At 68.4% G+C, this 14,383-nt stretch carries 14 protein-coding genes; 10 read left to right on the forward strand and 4 right to left on the reverse strand.

Going from position 1 to position 14,383, the window contains the following annotated elements:
* Nucleotides 1–2 precede the first annotated feature (2 nt).
* From C507_RS0112580 to recR, 3 genes are read left to right on the forward strand one after another with little or no spacing between them, the layout of a single operon-like run.
* Nucleotides 3–1,772: a DNA polymerase III subunit gamma/tau gene (locus C507_RS0112580; RefSeq protein WP_018700061.1), complete on the forward strand. Its 1,770-nt coding sequence runs from the start codon at nucleotides 3–5 to the stop codon at nucleotides 1,770–1,772.
* Nucleotides 1,773–1,776: 4 nt separating this feature from the next.
* Entirely contained in the window at nucleotides 1,777–2,100 is a 324-nt protein-coding gene (locus tag C507_RS0112585) for a YbaB/EbfC family nucleoid-associated protein (RefSeq protein ID WP_018700062.1), read from the forward strand.
* Between the two features lie 21 nt (nucleotides 2,101–2,121).
* On the forward strand, nucleotides 2,122–2,724 hold the full coding sequence (gene recR, locus C507_RS0112590) for a recombination mediator RecR (protein WP_018700063.1): 603 nt from the start codon (nucleotides 2,122–2,124) through the stop codon (nucleotides 2,722–2,724).
* 311 nt (nucleotides 2,725–3,035) lie between these two features.
* Here the strand turns inward: recR and C507_RS0112595 are convergent, their stop codons facing one another.
* Nucleotides 3,036–4,037 carry an adenosine kinase gene (locus C507_RS0112595; protein ID WP_018700064.1) on the reverse strand — a complete coding sequence of 334 codons (1,002 nt, stop codon included), beginning with the start codon at nucleotides 4,035–4,037 and terminating at the stop codon, nucleotides 3,036–3,038.
* Nucleotides 4,038–4,341: 304 nt separating this feature from the next.
* Between C507_RS0112595 and C507_RS0112600 the strand changes: the two genes are divergently transcribed.
* The 6 genes from C507_RS0112600 to C507_RS0112625 all read left to right on the forward strand — a co-directional run bounded on the left by C507_RS0112600 (nucleotide 4,342) and on the right by C507_RS0112625 (nucleotide 9,542).
* Entirely contained in the window at nucleotides 4,342–5,004 is a 663-nt protein-coding gene (locus C507_RS0112600) for a sulfate transporter family protein (protein WP_018700065.1), read from the forward strand.
* A gap of 192 nt (nucleotides 5,005–5,196) precedes the next feature.
* The gene (gene sdhC / locus C507_RS0112605; RefSeq protein ID WP_018700066.1) at nucleotides 5,197–5,595 is read left to right on the forward strand and encodes a succinate dehydrogenase, cytochrome b556 subunit; all 399 of its coding nucleotides are present in this window, start codon (nucleotides 5,197–5,199) and stop codon (nucleotides 5,593–5,595) included.
* A gap of 9 nt (nucleotides 5,596–5,604) precedes the next feature.
* Nucleotides 5,605–5,988, forward strand: a complete 384-nt coding sequence (gene sdhD, locus C507_RS0112610) for a succinate dehydrogenase, hydrophobic membrane anchor protein (protein WP_018700067.1) — start codon at nucleotides 5,605–5,607, stop codon at nucleotides 5,986–5,988.
* A 4-nt stretch (nucleotides 5,989–5,992) separates the two neighbouring features.
* Nucleotides 5,993–7,858, forward strand: a complete 1,866-nt coding sequence (gene sdhA / locus C507_RS0112615; protein ID WP_018700068.1) for a succinate dehydrogenase flavoprotein subunit — start codon at nucleotides 5,993–5,995, stop codon at nucleotides 7,856–7,858.
* Between the two features lie 19 nt (nucleotides 7,859–7,877).
* Complete coding sequence (locus C507_RS0112620) at nucleotides 7,878–8,750, forward strand: FkbM family methyltransferase (RefSeq protein WP_018700069.1); 873 nt, start codon at nucleotides 7,878–7,880, stop codon at nucleotides 8,748–8,750.
* Between the two features lie 12 nt (nucleotides 8,751–8,762).
* Entirely contained in the window at nucleotides 8,763–9,542 is a 780-nt protein-coding gene (locus C507_RS0112625; protein WP_018700070.1) for a succinate dehydrogenase iron-sulfur subunit, read from the forward strand.
* A gap of 109 nt (nucleotides 9,543–9,651) precedes the next feature.
* On the opposite strand, the gene C507_RS0112630 is transcribed toward C507_RS0112625, so the two are convergent.
* From C507_RS0112630 to C507_RS0112640, 3 genes are all read right to left on the reverse strand, one after another.
* Complete coding sequence (locus C507_RS0112630; RefSeq protein WP_018700071.1) at nucleotides 9,652–10,032, reverse strand: MAPEG family protein; 381 nt, start codon at nucleotides 10,030–10,032, stop codon at nucleotides 9,652–9,654.
* Between the two features lie 134 nt (nucleotides 10,033–10,166).
* Nucleotides 10,167–11,270 (reverse strand): GGDEF domain-containing protein, encoded by a 1,104-nt coding sequence (locus C507_RS21250; protein WP_018700072.1) that lies wholly within the window; start codon nucleotides 11,268–11,270, stop codon nucleotides 10,167–10,169.
* A 166-nt stretch (nucleotides 11,271–11,436) separates the two neighbouring features.
* Complete coding sequence (locus C507_RS0112640; RefSeq protein WP_018700073.1) at nucleotides 11,437–11,955, reverse strand: Dps family protein; 519 nt, start codon at nucleotides 11,953–11,955, stop codon at nucleotides 11,437–11,439.
* Between the two features lie 175 nt (nucleotides 11,956–12,130).
* Here C507_RS0112640 and C507_RS0112650 point away from each other — a divergent pair, with 175 nt between their 5' ends.
* Nucleotides 12,131–14,383, forward strand: coding sequence for a protein-disulfide reductase DsbD family protein (locus C507_RS0112650; protein ID WP_018700075.1), 2,253 nt, complete (start codon nucleotides 12,131–12,133; stop codon nucleotides 14,381–14,383).

A 14,383-nucleotide genomic window follows, 5' to 3' on the forward strand; every position in this document is an offset into this window, starting at 1 on the left:
TCATGGACGACACATCCCCCCGCGACGCCTCGGCTGCGCCCTATCGCGTCCTTGCCCGCAAGTACCGTCCGCGGACCTTCAAGGACCTGGTTGGCCAGGATCCGATGGTGCGCACCCTCAGGAATGCGTTCGAGACCGGCCGGATCCCGCAGGCGTGGATGCTGACCGGCGTTCGCGGCGTCGGCAAGACCTCGACCGCCCGCATCCTGGCGCGCGCCCTCAACTACGAGACGGACACCGCCGACCAGCCGACCATCGACATGCCGGTCGAGGGCGAGCACTGCGCCGCCATCATGGAAGGTCGGCACGTCGACGTCATCGAGATGGACGCCGCCTCCCACACCTCCATCAACGACATTCGCGAGATCACCGACGCGGCGCGCTACAAGCCGGTCAGCGCCCGCTACAAGGTCTACGTGATCGACGAGGTGCACATGCTGTCGACGGCGGCCTTCAACGGCCTGCTGAAGACACTTGAGGAACCGCCGGAACACGTGAAGTTCGTGTTCGCGACCACCGAGATCCGCAAGGTGCCGGTCACGGTCCTGTCGCGCTGCCAGCGCTTCGACCTGCGCCGCGTCGACGCGGACCTGCTGGTCGCCCATCTTGCCGGCATCGCCGAGGCGGAAGCCGTCACCGTCGAGGACGAGGCCTTCCGGCTCATCGCCCGCGCGGCGGAAGGCTCGGTCCGCGACGCGCTGTCGCTGATGGACCAGGCCATCGCCCACGGCGCCGGCGCCGTCACGGCCGATTCGGTCAAGGACATGCTCGGCCTCGTCGACCGATCGCGCGTCGTCGGCCTGTTCGACATGGTCATGCGCGGCGACGTGGCCGCCGCCATCGCCGAACTCGACGACCAATATGCCGCCGGTGCCGACCCGGCCACCGTGCTGGCCGACCTCGCCGCCTTCGTCCACCTCGTCACCCGCTTCCGGCTCGTCCCCGACGTCGCCGCCGACGCCACCGTGACGGAGGAGGAGCGCGTGCGCGGCGCCGCCTTCGCAGAAAAACTCTCCGTCCCGGTGCTGTCGCGCGCCTGGCAGATCCTGCTCAAGGGTCTTCCGGAGGTGCAGACCGCCGGCAAGCCGCTCGCGGCGGCCGAGATGGTGCTGGTTCGCCTCGCCCATTCCGCCGATCTGCCGACCCCGGACGCCCTGATGAAGGCGCTGGCCTCCGGCGCCGACCTGGGCCCCGTGGCAGCCCCGCCGTCGCCTCCCTCATCGTCCGGCAACGGTGGCGGCCAGGGTCCCGCGAGCCATCTGCGGGCAGCCGCCGGCGGTGGATCGGCGCCGGAACCCATGCGCCAGCCTGCTCCCGCCAGCCGGCCGGAAACCGCCGCCGACACCGCCCCCGCCGTCACCTTGACCTCGCTGGCCGACGTGGCAGCGCTCGCCGAGCGCATGCGTGCACCCAAGCTCAAGTTCGCGGTGGAGCGCGAGATGCGACCCGTGCGCTTCGAGCCCGGCCGTATCGAAGTGGCGATGATGCCGAACGCGCCGATCACGCTGGCCGGAGAGCTAGGCACCCGGCTCACCGATTGGACCGGCAGTCGCTGGCTTGTCGTCGTCTCCTCCGAGGAGGGTGGCGACACCATTCACGAGGTCCAAACGCGCAGCGTGGAGGAGCGGCTGGCCAATGCCGCCGCCGACCCGATCGTCGCCGCTGTCCTCAACCAGTTCCCGGGCGCCGAGATCGTCGACGTCCGGATCGCGGAAACCGAAGAGCCGTCGGTCGAGGCCCCGCTGCCCGACGACGAGCCCGACGAGGAGTAGTCTCATGGACTTCATGAAGATGATGAAGCAGGCGAAAGAGCTTCAGTCGAAGATGGGCGACCTACAGGAGCAGATGGGCGCCGTCGAGGCCGAGGGTACGTCCGGCGGTGGGCTTGTGACGGTGCGCGTCAACGGCAAGCAGGAGCTCCTGAGCGTCAAGATCGATCCCTCGCTGCTCAAGCCCGAAGAGGCCGAGATCGTCGAGGACCTGGTCGTCGCCGCTCACACCGACGCCAAGGCGAAGGTCGACGTGGCCGTGCAACAGAAGACCCAGGAGATCATGTCCGGTCTCGGCCTGCCCCCCGGAATGATGCCTCCCGGCATGTAAGGGCCGGCGCGTTCCGCTCCAATGCCCGTCACCACCGGTCCCGAGATCGAGCGGCTGATCCAGCTGCTTGCCAAGCTTCCCGGCCTCGGCCCGCGCTCTGCGCGCCGGGCGGCGCTGGCGCTCGTCAAGAAGCGGGACGCGCTGCTGATCCCGCTCGCCGGTGCGCTGGCCGAAGTGGCGGAGGAAGTGAAGATCTGCTCCGTCTGCGGCAACATCGACACGGCCGACCCGTGCTCGGTCTGCACCGATCCGCGCCGCGACCGCTCGCTGATCGTGGTCGTGGAGGACGTGGCCGATCTCTGGGCACTTGAGCGCGCCGCCGTCGTCTCCGCCCAGTATCACGTGCTCGGTGGCACCCTGTCGGCGCTGGACGGCATCGGCCCGGACGCGCTCCACATCCCGAGGCTCATCGAGCGGGCCCACGCGGAGGAAGTGCGCGAGATAATCCTGGCGGTGAACGCCACGGTAGAGGGCCAGACCACCGCCCACTACCTGATGGAGCAGCTCGACGGTCTCGGCGTCACCGTCACCCGGCTCGCCTCGGGCGTGCCCATCGGCGGCGAGCTCGACTATCTCGACGAAGGCACGCTGTCCGCCGCCATGCGGCAAAGGCGGCCATTCTAGGGTTTTTGACCCCTCACGCCGAGTTCGCTTCGCTCACCGGCTCCGGGTGGGCGGCCTCCGGCCGGCGGACGGTCGTCCGCTGGTGGAGTGGTCCGGCGGGGCCTGAGTTGGTTCACGCCGCAAGCAGCCCAATCCTCCGCTCCCCTCCCTGCGCCGGGAGGGGGTGAGCGGAGATTGGGGCTTGCTCAAATTAGACCAACCCCTGCCTAACCGGATCACACGAACCAGCGCCCGACAGGGCGCCGCGCGGTCAGCCCGCCCCGTCGGAGGCGCGAGCGAAGCGAGCTGCCGCGAGACAAAAAGACCCGAGACTAAATCTCGAATCCTTCCTGGCGCACCAGGTCGACCAGGTTCACCTCCGGCCGTGCGCCGATGTGCTGGATGACCTCGCCGGCGGCAAGCCCGCCGATCGCGGCGCAGTCCGGCAGCGCCATGCCGCGGGCGAGCCCGAACAGGAAGCCGCCGGCATACAGATCGCCCGCGCCGGTCAGGTCGACGACCTTGTCCACCGGCGCCGCCTTCACGTGATGAGTTTCCTCGCGGGTGATCGTCAGCGAACCTTCCGCGCCCATGGTCACGGCGGCGAGCGTCGCGTCCTTGCGCAGTTCCGCCACGGCGGTGTCGAAGTCGGCCGTCTCGTAGAGTGCGCGCAGCTCGTGCTCGTTGGCGAACACGATGTCGACGGTGCCGGACTTGATCAGCTCCAGGAACTCGGCGCGGAAGCGGTCGACGCAGAAGGTGTCGGACAGCGTCAGCGCCACCTTGCGGCCGTTCTGGTGGGCGATCTCGGCGGCCTTGCGGAAGGCGTCCTTGGCCTGCGGCGGATCCCAGAGATAACCTTCCAGGAAGGTGATCTCGGCATCGGCGACCAGCGCCGGATCGACGTCGTCGGGGGTCAGGCTCTGGCAGGCGCCGAGGAAGGTGCTCATGGTGCGCTCGCCGTCCGGCGTCACCAGCACGAGGCAGCTCGCCGTCGGCGCCCCACCGGAGAGCGGCTTGGTGTCGAAGGCGACGCCCACGCCGCGCATGTCGTGGCGGTAGGCCTCGCCGAACTCGTCGTCGGCCACCTTGCCCACATAGGCCGCCTTGCCGGTCAGCGAGGCGATGCCGGCGATGGTGTTGCCGCCGGAGCCCCCGGAGATGCGGACCACCTGGCCGAGATCGCCGTAGAGGCGCGCGATCTCGTCGCCGTCGACGAGCCGCATGGAGCCCTTGGCAAGATTCTCGCGGACAATGAAGTCGTCGTCGACATGGGCGAGAATGTCGAAGATCGCATTCCCGATTCCGAGTACGTCGTAGCGCGGCGCGGCCATATCTGGTCGGTCCTCCTTGTGGTCGTCTCTAGGGGCGAAATCGTCCGGCCTGCGGACGCAGGCGGCGTGACCGGTCGAGGCGGTCTCGGGGGTGAGGCGAAGCCGGTCCGGCTCGCATCCGCTCGAGTGGCCCGACGGACGACGGCGAGCGATTTCGGACCCGTGAAGTGCCGCGAACCTTACAGAGATCGCGCCGAATTTCCACCCCGCCCCCGTTTCCGGCGAAGCCAGGGGGGCGCTTGAGCACGGGCCGCCGAGCGCCTATGTCGCTGGTCGACCCTTCCTCCCGGAGACGGCCCATTCCATGCTTGCGAGCGCCTCCCACGCCTTTTCGGAGATCTTTTCGCGCCCCTTCCGGCCGATCCTGCTCAAGACGCTGGGCATAACCGCCGCCATCCTGATCATGGCGTGGATCGGCGTCGAGGCAGCGCTCACCCACTATGTCGACCTAAAGTACGACTGGCTGGAAACGGTCATTTCGGTGGTTACCGGCCTCGGCATGATCATCGGCCTGGCCTTTCTCGCGGCGCCGGTCTCCGCCGCCGTTGCGGGCCTCTTCCAGGACGAGATCGCCGGAAAGGTGGAGCGTCTCGACTATCCCGCCGACCCGCCGGGCCGGGACATCCCGTTCGTGCGCGGCCTCTGGCACACGGTGAAGTTCACCGGCATCGTCATCCTCGGCAACCTTCTGGCGCTGCTGCTCCTGCTCGTCCCGGTGGTCAACATTGCCGCCTTCTTCGTCGTCAACGGCTACCTGCTCGGGCGGGAATATTTCGAGGCTGCGGCCATGCGGTTTCATTCCGAGGCCGAAACCAAGCGGCTGCGTCAGGACAACGCAGTCACGGTGTTCGCCGCCGGGCTGGTGATCTCCGCGGTGCTGGCGGTGCCGTTGCTCAATCTCGTTACGCCGATCTTCGCGACGTCGTTCATGGTGCACCTGCACAAGAGAATCGCCGCACGGGGGTGATTCCCGCGCCCCGGTCCCTGCTCGCGATGCCCCGTACCCGGCGCGGGCCAGGGCAATTCGGCCTTTTCTTCCCCGTGGAAGCGGCGCACAAAGCCCGTCGGCGGAAACCTCCCCCGGTGGCTTTGACGGGGGGCGGACCGCAGGCTAGAACGATGACAGAAACCGCCCGGCGGCCCATCCGGAGAACGCGTAATGTCGCAGGTCGACGCCAAGGCAAACCGACCCCTTTCGCCCCATCTGACCATCTACCGGCCGATCATCACCATGGTGATGTCGATCGTGCACCGCATCACCGGCTGCGCGCTCTTCTTCGGCACCCTCCTCGTGATGTGGTGGCTCGTCGCCGCGGCGAGCGGCCCCGATGCCTTCGCCACCGCGAACGGCTTCTTCGGCTCCTGGATCGGCATCATCATCCTGTTCGGCTACACGTGGGCACTGATGCATCACATGCTCGGCGGCCTGCGCCACTTCGTGTGGGACAGCATCCACGGCTTCGACGAGAAGCCCCGCGAGATGCTCGCCTGGGCCACCCTCATCGGCTCCGTTTCGCTGACGATCCTTCTGTGGATCGTCGGCCTGATCGTGATCTAGGAAACGACCATGGCTGACATGACCACCCCGCTGAAGCGCGTCCGCGGCCTCGGGTCGGCACGGTCGGGCACCGACCATTTCTGGCAGCAGCGCCTCACCGCGCTCGCCAACGTGCCGCTGATCATTTTCTTCGTGATCCTGGTGATCTCGCTTGCCGGTGAATCGTATGAAGTCGTGCACGATCGCCTGGCATCGCCCTGGGTCGCCATCTTCCTGATCCTGACGATCATCTCGATCACCCATCACATGCGGCTCGGCATGCAGATTGTCATCGAGGACTACGTTCACGGCGAACCGCAGCGCATCCTGCTCCTGGTCGCCAACATCTTCTTCGCGCTGATCGTCGCCTCGGCCTCGATCTTCGCGGTTCTGAAAATCAGCTTCGGAGGCTAAGCCCATGGCTGGCAGCAACGGCACCGGTTCCAACGGTGCGGGCTCCAACGGTGCAGGCAACGGAAGCGGCCCGGCCCTGATCGGCGAGGCCTATCCGGTCGTTGACCACACGTTCGACGTGGTCGTGGTGGGCGCCGGCGGCGCCGGACTTCGCGCGGTCACCGGCTGCGCCGAGGCCGGTCTCAAGACCGCCTGCATCACCAAGGTCTTCCCCACCCGGTCGCACACGGTCGCTGCCCAGGGCGGCGTCGCCGCCTCGCTCGGCAACATGGGCGAGGACGACTGGCGCTGGCACATGTACGACACCGTCAAGGGCTCCGACTGGCTCGGCGACCAGGACGCGATCGAGTATCTCGTGCGCAATGCGCCGGCCGCCGTCTACGAGCTGGAACACTGGGGCGTGCCTTTCTCGCGCACCGAGGACGGCAAGATCTACCAGCGCCCCTTCGGCGGCATGACCACGCACTTCGGCAAGGGCACCGCCCAGCGCACCTGCGCCGCCGCCGACCGCACCGGTCACGCCATGCTGCACACGCTGTACGGCCAGTCGCTGCGCCATTCGGCCGAGTATTTCATCGAGTATTTCGCCCTCGACCTCATCATGGAGGACGGCGCCTGCCGCGGCGTCATGGCGTGGTGTCTCGACGACGGCTCGATCCACCGCTTCCGGGCGCACAAGGTCATTCTGGCCACCGGCGGCTATGGCCGCGCCTACTTCTCCTGCACCTCCGCCCACACCTGCACGGGCGACGGCAACGCCATGGTGCTGCGCGCCGGCCTGCCGCTGCAGGACATGGAGTTCGTGCAGTTCCACCCGACCGGCATCTACGGCGCCGGCTGCCTCATCACCGAGGGTTCGCGCGGCGAAGGTGGCTACCTGACCAACTCCGAGGGCGAGCGCTTCATGGAGCGCTACGCGCCGAGCGCCAAGGACCTGGCGTCGCGTGACGTTGTCTCGCGCTCCATGACCATGGAGATCCGCGAAGGCCGTGGCGTCGGCAAGGAAAGCGACCACATCTTCCTGCACCTCGACCACCTGGATCCGGCGATCCTGCACGAGCGGCTTCCGGGCATTTCCGAGTCGGCCCGCATCTTTGCCGGCGTCGATGTCACCAAGGAGCCGATCCCGGTGATCCCGACCGTCCACTACAACATGGGCGGCATCCCGACGAACTTCCACGGCGAGGTCCTGACCAAGGTCAACGGCGATCCCGACGCGGTCGTGCCGGGCCTGATGGCCATCGGCGAGGCGGCCTGCGTGTCGGTGCACGGCGCCAACCGGCTCGGCTCGAACTCGCTCATCGACCTGGTCGTGTTCGGCCGCGCCACGGCGCACCGCTGCGCCGAGACGGTGCAGCCGGGCCAGTCCCATGCCGACCTTCCGAAGGGTGCCGGCGAGGCCGCCCTCGCCCGCCTCGACCACATGCGCTACGCCTCCGGCGGTACGCCGACGGCCGAGCTGCGCGACCGGATGCAGCGGACGATGCAGTCCAACTGCGCCGTGTTCCGAACCGGCGAGGTGCTGGAGGAGGGCCACGAGCTCATCCACCAGGTCTGGGCCGGCAGCGACGACGTTCGGGTCAGCGACCGCTCCATGGTCTGGAACACCGACCTCATGGAGACGCTGGAATACGACAACCTGATCTCCCAGGCGGTCGTGACCATGGACTCCGCCGTGAACCGCAAGGAATCGCGCGGCGCGCATGCCCGCGAGGACTTCCCGGATCGCGACGACGAGGAGTGGATGAAGCACACGCTGGCCTTCGTCGATCTCGACAAGCGCGAAGTGGCCATCGACTACCGTCCGGTCCACACCTACACGCTGTCGAACGACATCAGCTACATCGAGCCGGCCAAGCGGGTCTACTGAGGACCCGCGCACGGTGGCGATGATGATGGAGATGGCGGCAACCCCGACGGAGCCCTTCGGCAGCCTCCGGCCCGGTGCGTCCACGCGGGCAATGCTCGCCCTGGCGCGCGGCCGGCGGTTCGCTCCCGGCGTCCGCGGCTGGGTCCGCCGCCATGTCCGCCCGCTGATCCCGGACGCGGAGATCGACATCGACGTGGAGGGCTTTGCCTTCCGCGTCTCGCCGCGCGACAACAAGGACGGCTTCGATCTCGCCGCCAAGCACCGGCTGCCGGAAGCCGAAGAGCGGGCCTTCGTGCTGGCCCAGCTCCGGCCGGGCGACCTGTTCGTCGACATCGGCGGCAATCTCGGCGTCTACACCATTCCGACGGCGGCGCGCGCGCCCGAGGGCGTCCGCGTGGTCACCTTTGAGCCGCACCCCGTTTCCCGTGGTCGGCTTGCCTACAACATCGCCGCCAACGGCGTGGCCGACAGAGTGAGCGTCGAACCGGTGGCCGTGGGGCCCGAGCCGTCGACCGCCACCCTCTGGGCCAATGCCTCCGGCAACCAGGGCCGTGCCTCGCTGCACGCCTTCGCCGGCGACCGGTCGAAGGGCTACGAGGTCGAGGTTGCGCCGCTTGCCGAGCGGCTGGCCCGCTATGACGCGCCCGTCGGCGTCCTGAAGATCGACATCGAGGGTTTCGAGGACCAGGCGCTCGTCCCCTATTTCGCTTCCGTCCCGGCCGAGCGCTGGCCGCGTGCGATCGTCGTGGAGACGACCCACGCCGCGCTGTGGCGGGAGGATCTCCTGCAGGCGCTCGCGGCGCGGGGCTACGTCACCGTCGCCCGGAACGCCGAGAATGCCATGCTCATCATGACCGGGGCGGATGCCGCCCCTTCTGCAGAGCCCCGTTGAGGAAAGACGACAATGGTCGAGCTCACGCTTCCGAAGAACTCCAAGGTCTCCTCCGGCAAGGTCTGGGACAAGCCGCAAGGCGCGAAGTCGCTTCGGGAGTTCCGGATCTACCGCTGGAACCCGGATGACGGCCGCACCCCGCGCATCGACACCTACTATGTCGATACCGAGGACTGCGGTCCGATGATCCTGGACGGCCTGATCTGGATCAAGAACAAGATCGACCCGACGCTGTCGTTCCGCCGGTCCTGCCGTGAGGGCATCTGCGGCTCCTGCGCGATGAACATCAACGGCATCAACCACCTCGCCTGCACCTCGGGCATGGACGAGGTAACCGGGCCGGTGACGCTCTACCCGCTGCCGCACATGCCGGTGGTGAAGGACCTGATCCCTGACCTGACCAACTTCTATGCCCAGCTGCGCTCGGTGGAGCCGTGGCTGAAGACGGTCTCTCCGACCCCGCAGCGCGAGTGGCGCCAGAGCCACGAGGACCGGGTGAAGCTCGACGGCCTCTACGAGTGCATTCTCTGTGCCTGCTGCCAGACGTCCTGCCCGAGCTACTGGTGGAACTCCGACCGCTATCTCGGCCCGGCCGTGCTCCTGCAGGCCTATCGCTGGATCAACGATTCCCGCGACGAGGGCACCGGCGAGCGGCTCGACGATCTGGAGGATCCGTTCCGCCTCTATCGCTGCCACACCATCATGAACTGCGCGAACGCCTGCCCTAAGGGCCTGAACCCGGCCAAGGCGATCGCGGAGATCAAGAAGCTCATGGTCGAACGGCAGATCTAGAGCAATCGCAGGAAAAGTGGGAATCGGTTTTCCGTCCGCGATTGCGGTCTAAGAGATACCCCTCACGCCGAGTGCGCTTTGCGCACCGGCTCCGGGCGGGCGGCCTGGTTCACCCGCCCCAGGCGGGGCTGGTGAAGATGGCGATGGACAGGAGCCAGCCGGCCGTCCACAGGCCCGAGCGGATCGTGCCGACGCCCTTCAGATAGGCCGCTATATAGGCCACCCGCACCACCACGAAGACCAGCGCCAGCGCGTTGATCGCGCCCTGCGGCCCGGCGTTCATCTCCGCCACGATCACCGCCACCGCAAACACCAGGAACGCTTCCCAGGAATTCTGGTGGGCCGCGAACGCCCGGCGCCGGAAGCCGGTCTGGGCGGCGTGGCGCGCCTGCGGATCGCGGTTGTCGAGCTCAGGATCCGCCTTGGCCGGGAACACGGCCAGGAGCGGCAGGATGCTGGCGACGAGCACGCACCAGAGGGCGATGGACATGGAGTGTCTCCGTCAATCGTAGGGGGCCGCATTGGAGTTGGGCCGGCGGGAAGGCGTCGTGCGTTCCTACGGTGCGGCGCTCCACGTGGATCGCCGGACGCGCGCCGAACCCGTTGGACTCGCGCCCACCGGCCTCAGGCGTCGACGCGTTCCTGAGCGGCACAGACGGTGCGATTGCGCCCCGCCGCCTTCGCCTCGTAGAGCGCCATGTCCGCGCGCTGCAGGATCGTCGCCAGCGTGTCGCCCTCCACCCCGCCTAGCGACGGTGGCCGGTGATCGGTGATGCCGCTGGAAAAGGTGACCCCGCGGCTGCCGAAGGCCGGGCCCCGGCGGGCCAGGTCGTCACGGATCTGCTCGATCAGCCCTTCCGCCTTGGCGCTGCTGGAATGAACGATCAGGGCCGCGAACTCCTCGCCGCCGAGCCGGAAGAACCAGTCTTCCGGACGGAGATTGTCGCGAACCAGCCGGGCAAAGGTGATCAGCACCTCGTCGCCGACCGCATGGCCATACTCGTCGTTCAGGCGCTTGAAGAAGTCGAGATCGAGCATCGCCAGCGCGAACTTCCGGTCGGTGCGCTTCGACCGGCGGATTTCCGCCGAAACCACCTGTTCCAGCATGCGCCGGTTCCAGCTTCCCGTCAGGCCGTCCATGAGGGCGGCCCGCTGCAGCTCGAACTGGCTCATGGTCAAGGCGGCGAGGTCGGCGAGCATCGTCTGCTGCTCGGGCGTAAAGCGCCGCGCCGTGCGGTCGACGACGCACAGCGTCCCCACCGGCACGCGGTTCGGCGAGAACAGCGGTGCCCCCGCGTAGAAGCGGACGAACGGATCGCCCAGCACATGCGGATTGGTGGCGAAGCGCGGGTCCGTGCGCGCGTCCTCCACCACCAGCATCTCGCCGGCCTGCACGGTGTGGATACACAGCGACGTTTCCACCGGCGTATCGTCCAGCACCTGGCCCTCGGTGGTCTGGATCCACATCCGCTCCGCATCGAGCAGCGAGACGAATGCGGTGGGCGCGGAAAAGGCGGCAGAAGCGATGCGGCCGATCCGGTCGAAGACTTCCTGCGAGGCGATATTGAAGAGGCCGAGATCCTCCAGCTCGCGCTGACGCTGCGCGGCGGCGGCCCGGTTGACGATGGAATGGGTGCTGGCGGGCGGTGCAGCGGCCCGCACGTAGTCGGCGGCGGCTGCAGCGGCGCGCGCACCACCGAACGCGCCTTTGACCCAGGGGTGCACCATTGGACGCCTGTCCCGTTCCTCGTGGCGGGTTGCGCTTCGGCAGCCCCGCGACAACGGCAAACGCGGCGGCACCATCGGCGCCACCGCGTTCGCATGATAGGCGTGCTGGCCTTCGGACCCAAGCAAAAGCTGCGGAAAATCCGCGCCCGGCCTGGCCGTCAGCAGGTCAGGTCAGATCGTTGAGGATGGAGGAGGACACCACGTCCTTGTCGTCGACGTCCTTGAGCATGCTCCTCATCATCCAGATCTGCTTCTCGTGCTGCACGAGGCGATCGTCGAGAAGCGCGGCGGTGGCGTCGTCGCCAGCATCGTCCACCGCGGGCCTGATCTCGCGCATGGTACGCACCACGATCTCGTTGTCATGGACGAGCTTGCGGACCATCTCCCAGGGACCCGGCACGCCACGCTCCTCCTCGACCTCGGTCAGCTCGGCGAAGTCGGCATAGCTCGACGGCGCGTAGTGGCCCAGCGCCCGGACGCGTTCGGCGATGTCATCCAGCGCGTTCCAGAGATCGGTATACTGCTCCTCGAACATCAGGTGCAGCGTGCGGAAGCGCTGGCCCTCGACATTCCAGTGAAAGCCGTGCGTCTTGATGTAGAGGCCGTGCGTGTCCGCCAGCACCCGCGCCAGCCCCTTGGCGATGGTCTTGCATTCGGCTTCTGAAAGCGCGTTGTCATTGCGCATGGTGGTCTCCTTGCTGGTCCGTTTCGCGGATCGTGTCGTCGCACCGGTCGGGACGTCCCCCCTTCCGATCCGGCGCGGCCGGCTCCGCATCTCGAAGATGTGACATTCGGCGATTTGGCGTTGAGCCCGTCGAAGCGGTAGACGCTCCTGACAACACGGAAAGCCCCATCGCGTAATGAAGCGCACCGCACACCGGAATCGTTCCATCCTGTCTGCCCTGGCGCGACGCACTGCCGCAGCGGCGGCCGCGCTCGTCGCGCTGGCGGTCCCTGCTCTGGGCGCCCAGGCCACGATCCGCACCGACCACATCACCGCGGAGGTGACGCTGGCCGATACCGCCGTCGCGCCCGGCGACAGCGTCGAGATCGCCATCCGCCAGATCGTGGAGGACGGCTGGCACACCTACTGGGAAAATCCCGGCGATTCAGGCGCGCCGACCCTGTTCGGCTGGACCCTGCCGGACGGGGCCGAGCCGGGTGAGATCCGGTGGCCGACGCCGGAGCTCATGCCCTACCCGCCGCTTTTGAACTACGGCTACTCCGGTGAGATCACCTATCTCACGAGCATCACCGTGCCGTCCGGCTGGACGGCGGGCGAGCCCCTGCCGGTCTCGCTCGAGATCGACTGGCTGGTCTGCTCCGACATCTGCATTCCGGAAAGCGGCACAACCGCCTTCGAGATCCCCACCGCGGCGGCGAGCGAGGCGGATTCATCCGTCGCCTTCACCTTCCTGAAGGCGCGCCGCGCACTGCCCGAAACCGTCGACTGGCCGGCCAGTCTGTCGGGATCCGCGGACGATCTCCGGCTGGTGGTGGAGGCTGAAGGCATTGCGCCGGACAGCGTCTCCGACGCTTACTTCTTCCCGCTGGATCCCGACCTGATCGACCATTCCTCCCGCCAGTCCTTCGCCGTGGAGGAAGGCGATCTCGTCCTCACCCTGCGCCCGCAGGGCGCCACCGAGCCGGGCATGGTCCGGGGCGTCCTCGCCTTGACCGACGCCTCCGGCAAGCGGACGGGCTACAGGCTTGCCGTCGACGGTCCCGCCAGCGCGATACCCGCCCCCGCCGCGACAGCCCCGCCCGCCTCGGCTTCGGGCCCCGGATCAACCGTCGGGTCGGCCGGCAACCCAGGGGTTGCGTCTCTCGGCGGCGGCTCCGCACTCGCGATCCCGGCGGAGGCGACGCCCGGCCTCTGGCGCGCCATCCTTTTCGCGCTCCTCGGCGGCCTGATTCTCAACCTGATGCCGTGCGTCTTTCCAGTGCTGGCGCTGAAGGCCGTCGCCTTCGCCGGTCATGGCCACGAGCCGGTCCGCAGCCGCATTGCCCAGGGCGGCGCCTACACGGCCGGCATCCTCGTCTCGTTCCTGGTGCTGGCGGGGGGCCTGATCGCCCTCAAGGCCGGCGGCGCGGCGGTCGGCTGGGGCTTCCAGCTTCAGCAGCCCATCGTGGTCGCCATCCTCGCCTACGTGCTGGTCCTCGTGGGACTGAACCTGTCCGGCCTCTACGAGATCGGCCTCGGCATGACCCGCGCCGGCGGCCTCGTGCACGGCAGCTCCGGCACCGCCGGCTCCTTCTTCACCGGCGTGCTGGCCGCCGTGGTGGCGACCCCCTGCACCGCGCCGTTCATGGCGGTCGCCATCGGCTACGCCCTCACCCAGGGCGCCGCCCTGACGCTGGCCGTCTTCGCCGCCCTCGGCCTCGGCCTCGCCCTGCCCTTCCTGGTCGTGTCGCTGATGCCCGCGGTCGGCCGGCTTCTGCCGCGCCCCGGTGTCTGGATGGTGCGCTTCCGCCAGATTCTCGCCTTCCCGCTCTACGCCACCGCCGCCTGGCTCGTCTGGGTGCTTGCCCAGCAGGCCGGGGTCGACGCCATGTTCGCGGTGCTGGTCGGCTGCGTTTTGCTCGGCTTCGCCGCCTGGGCGATCGGGCTGCGCCAGGGCGGGCTGGCGCGCGGGCGCTGGGCGGCCGGCCTTGCCGCCCTCGTCGGCCTGGCCGGTGCGGTGGCCCTGCTCTCGCCGTCGCTTGCCACCGAACCGCCGGTGGTCTCGATGGCCGCCTCGAATGACGGAACCGGCCTCAACGCCGACGGCTCGCTGCCCTTCTCGCCGGACCGCCTCGCCGCCCTCAGGGCCGAGGGCAAGCCGGTGTTCCTGAATGTCACCGCCGCCTGGTGCATCACCTGCAAGGTCAACGAGCGGGTCGCCTTCCGCCAGGACTTCCGCGAAGCGCTTGCCCGCGACGGCGTCACCTTCATGACCGCCGACTGGACCCGCCGCGATCCCGCCATCACCAGCTACCTGGAGCGCTACGGCCGCGCCGGCGTGCCGCTTTACCTGGTGTTCCCGAGGGGCGACGGCGGGGCACGCGTCCTGCCGCAGATTCTCACCGAGGCCATGCTCGTGGATGCGTTGAACGACGCCGCGAGCGGCTGA

Source organism: Amorphus coralli DSM 19760 (assembly GCF_000374525.1).
GTDB lineage: Bacteria > Pseudomonadota > Alphaproteobacteria > Rhizobiales > Amorphaceae > Amorphus > Amorphus coralli.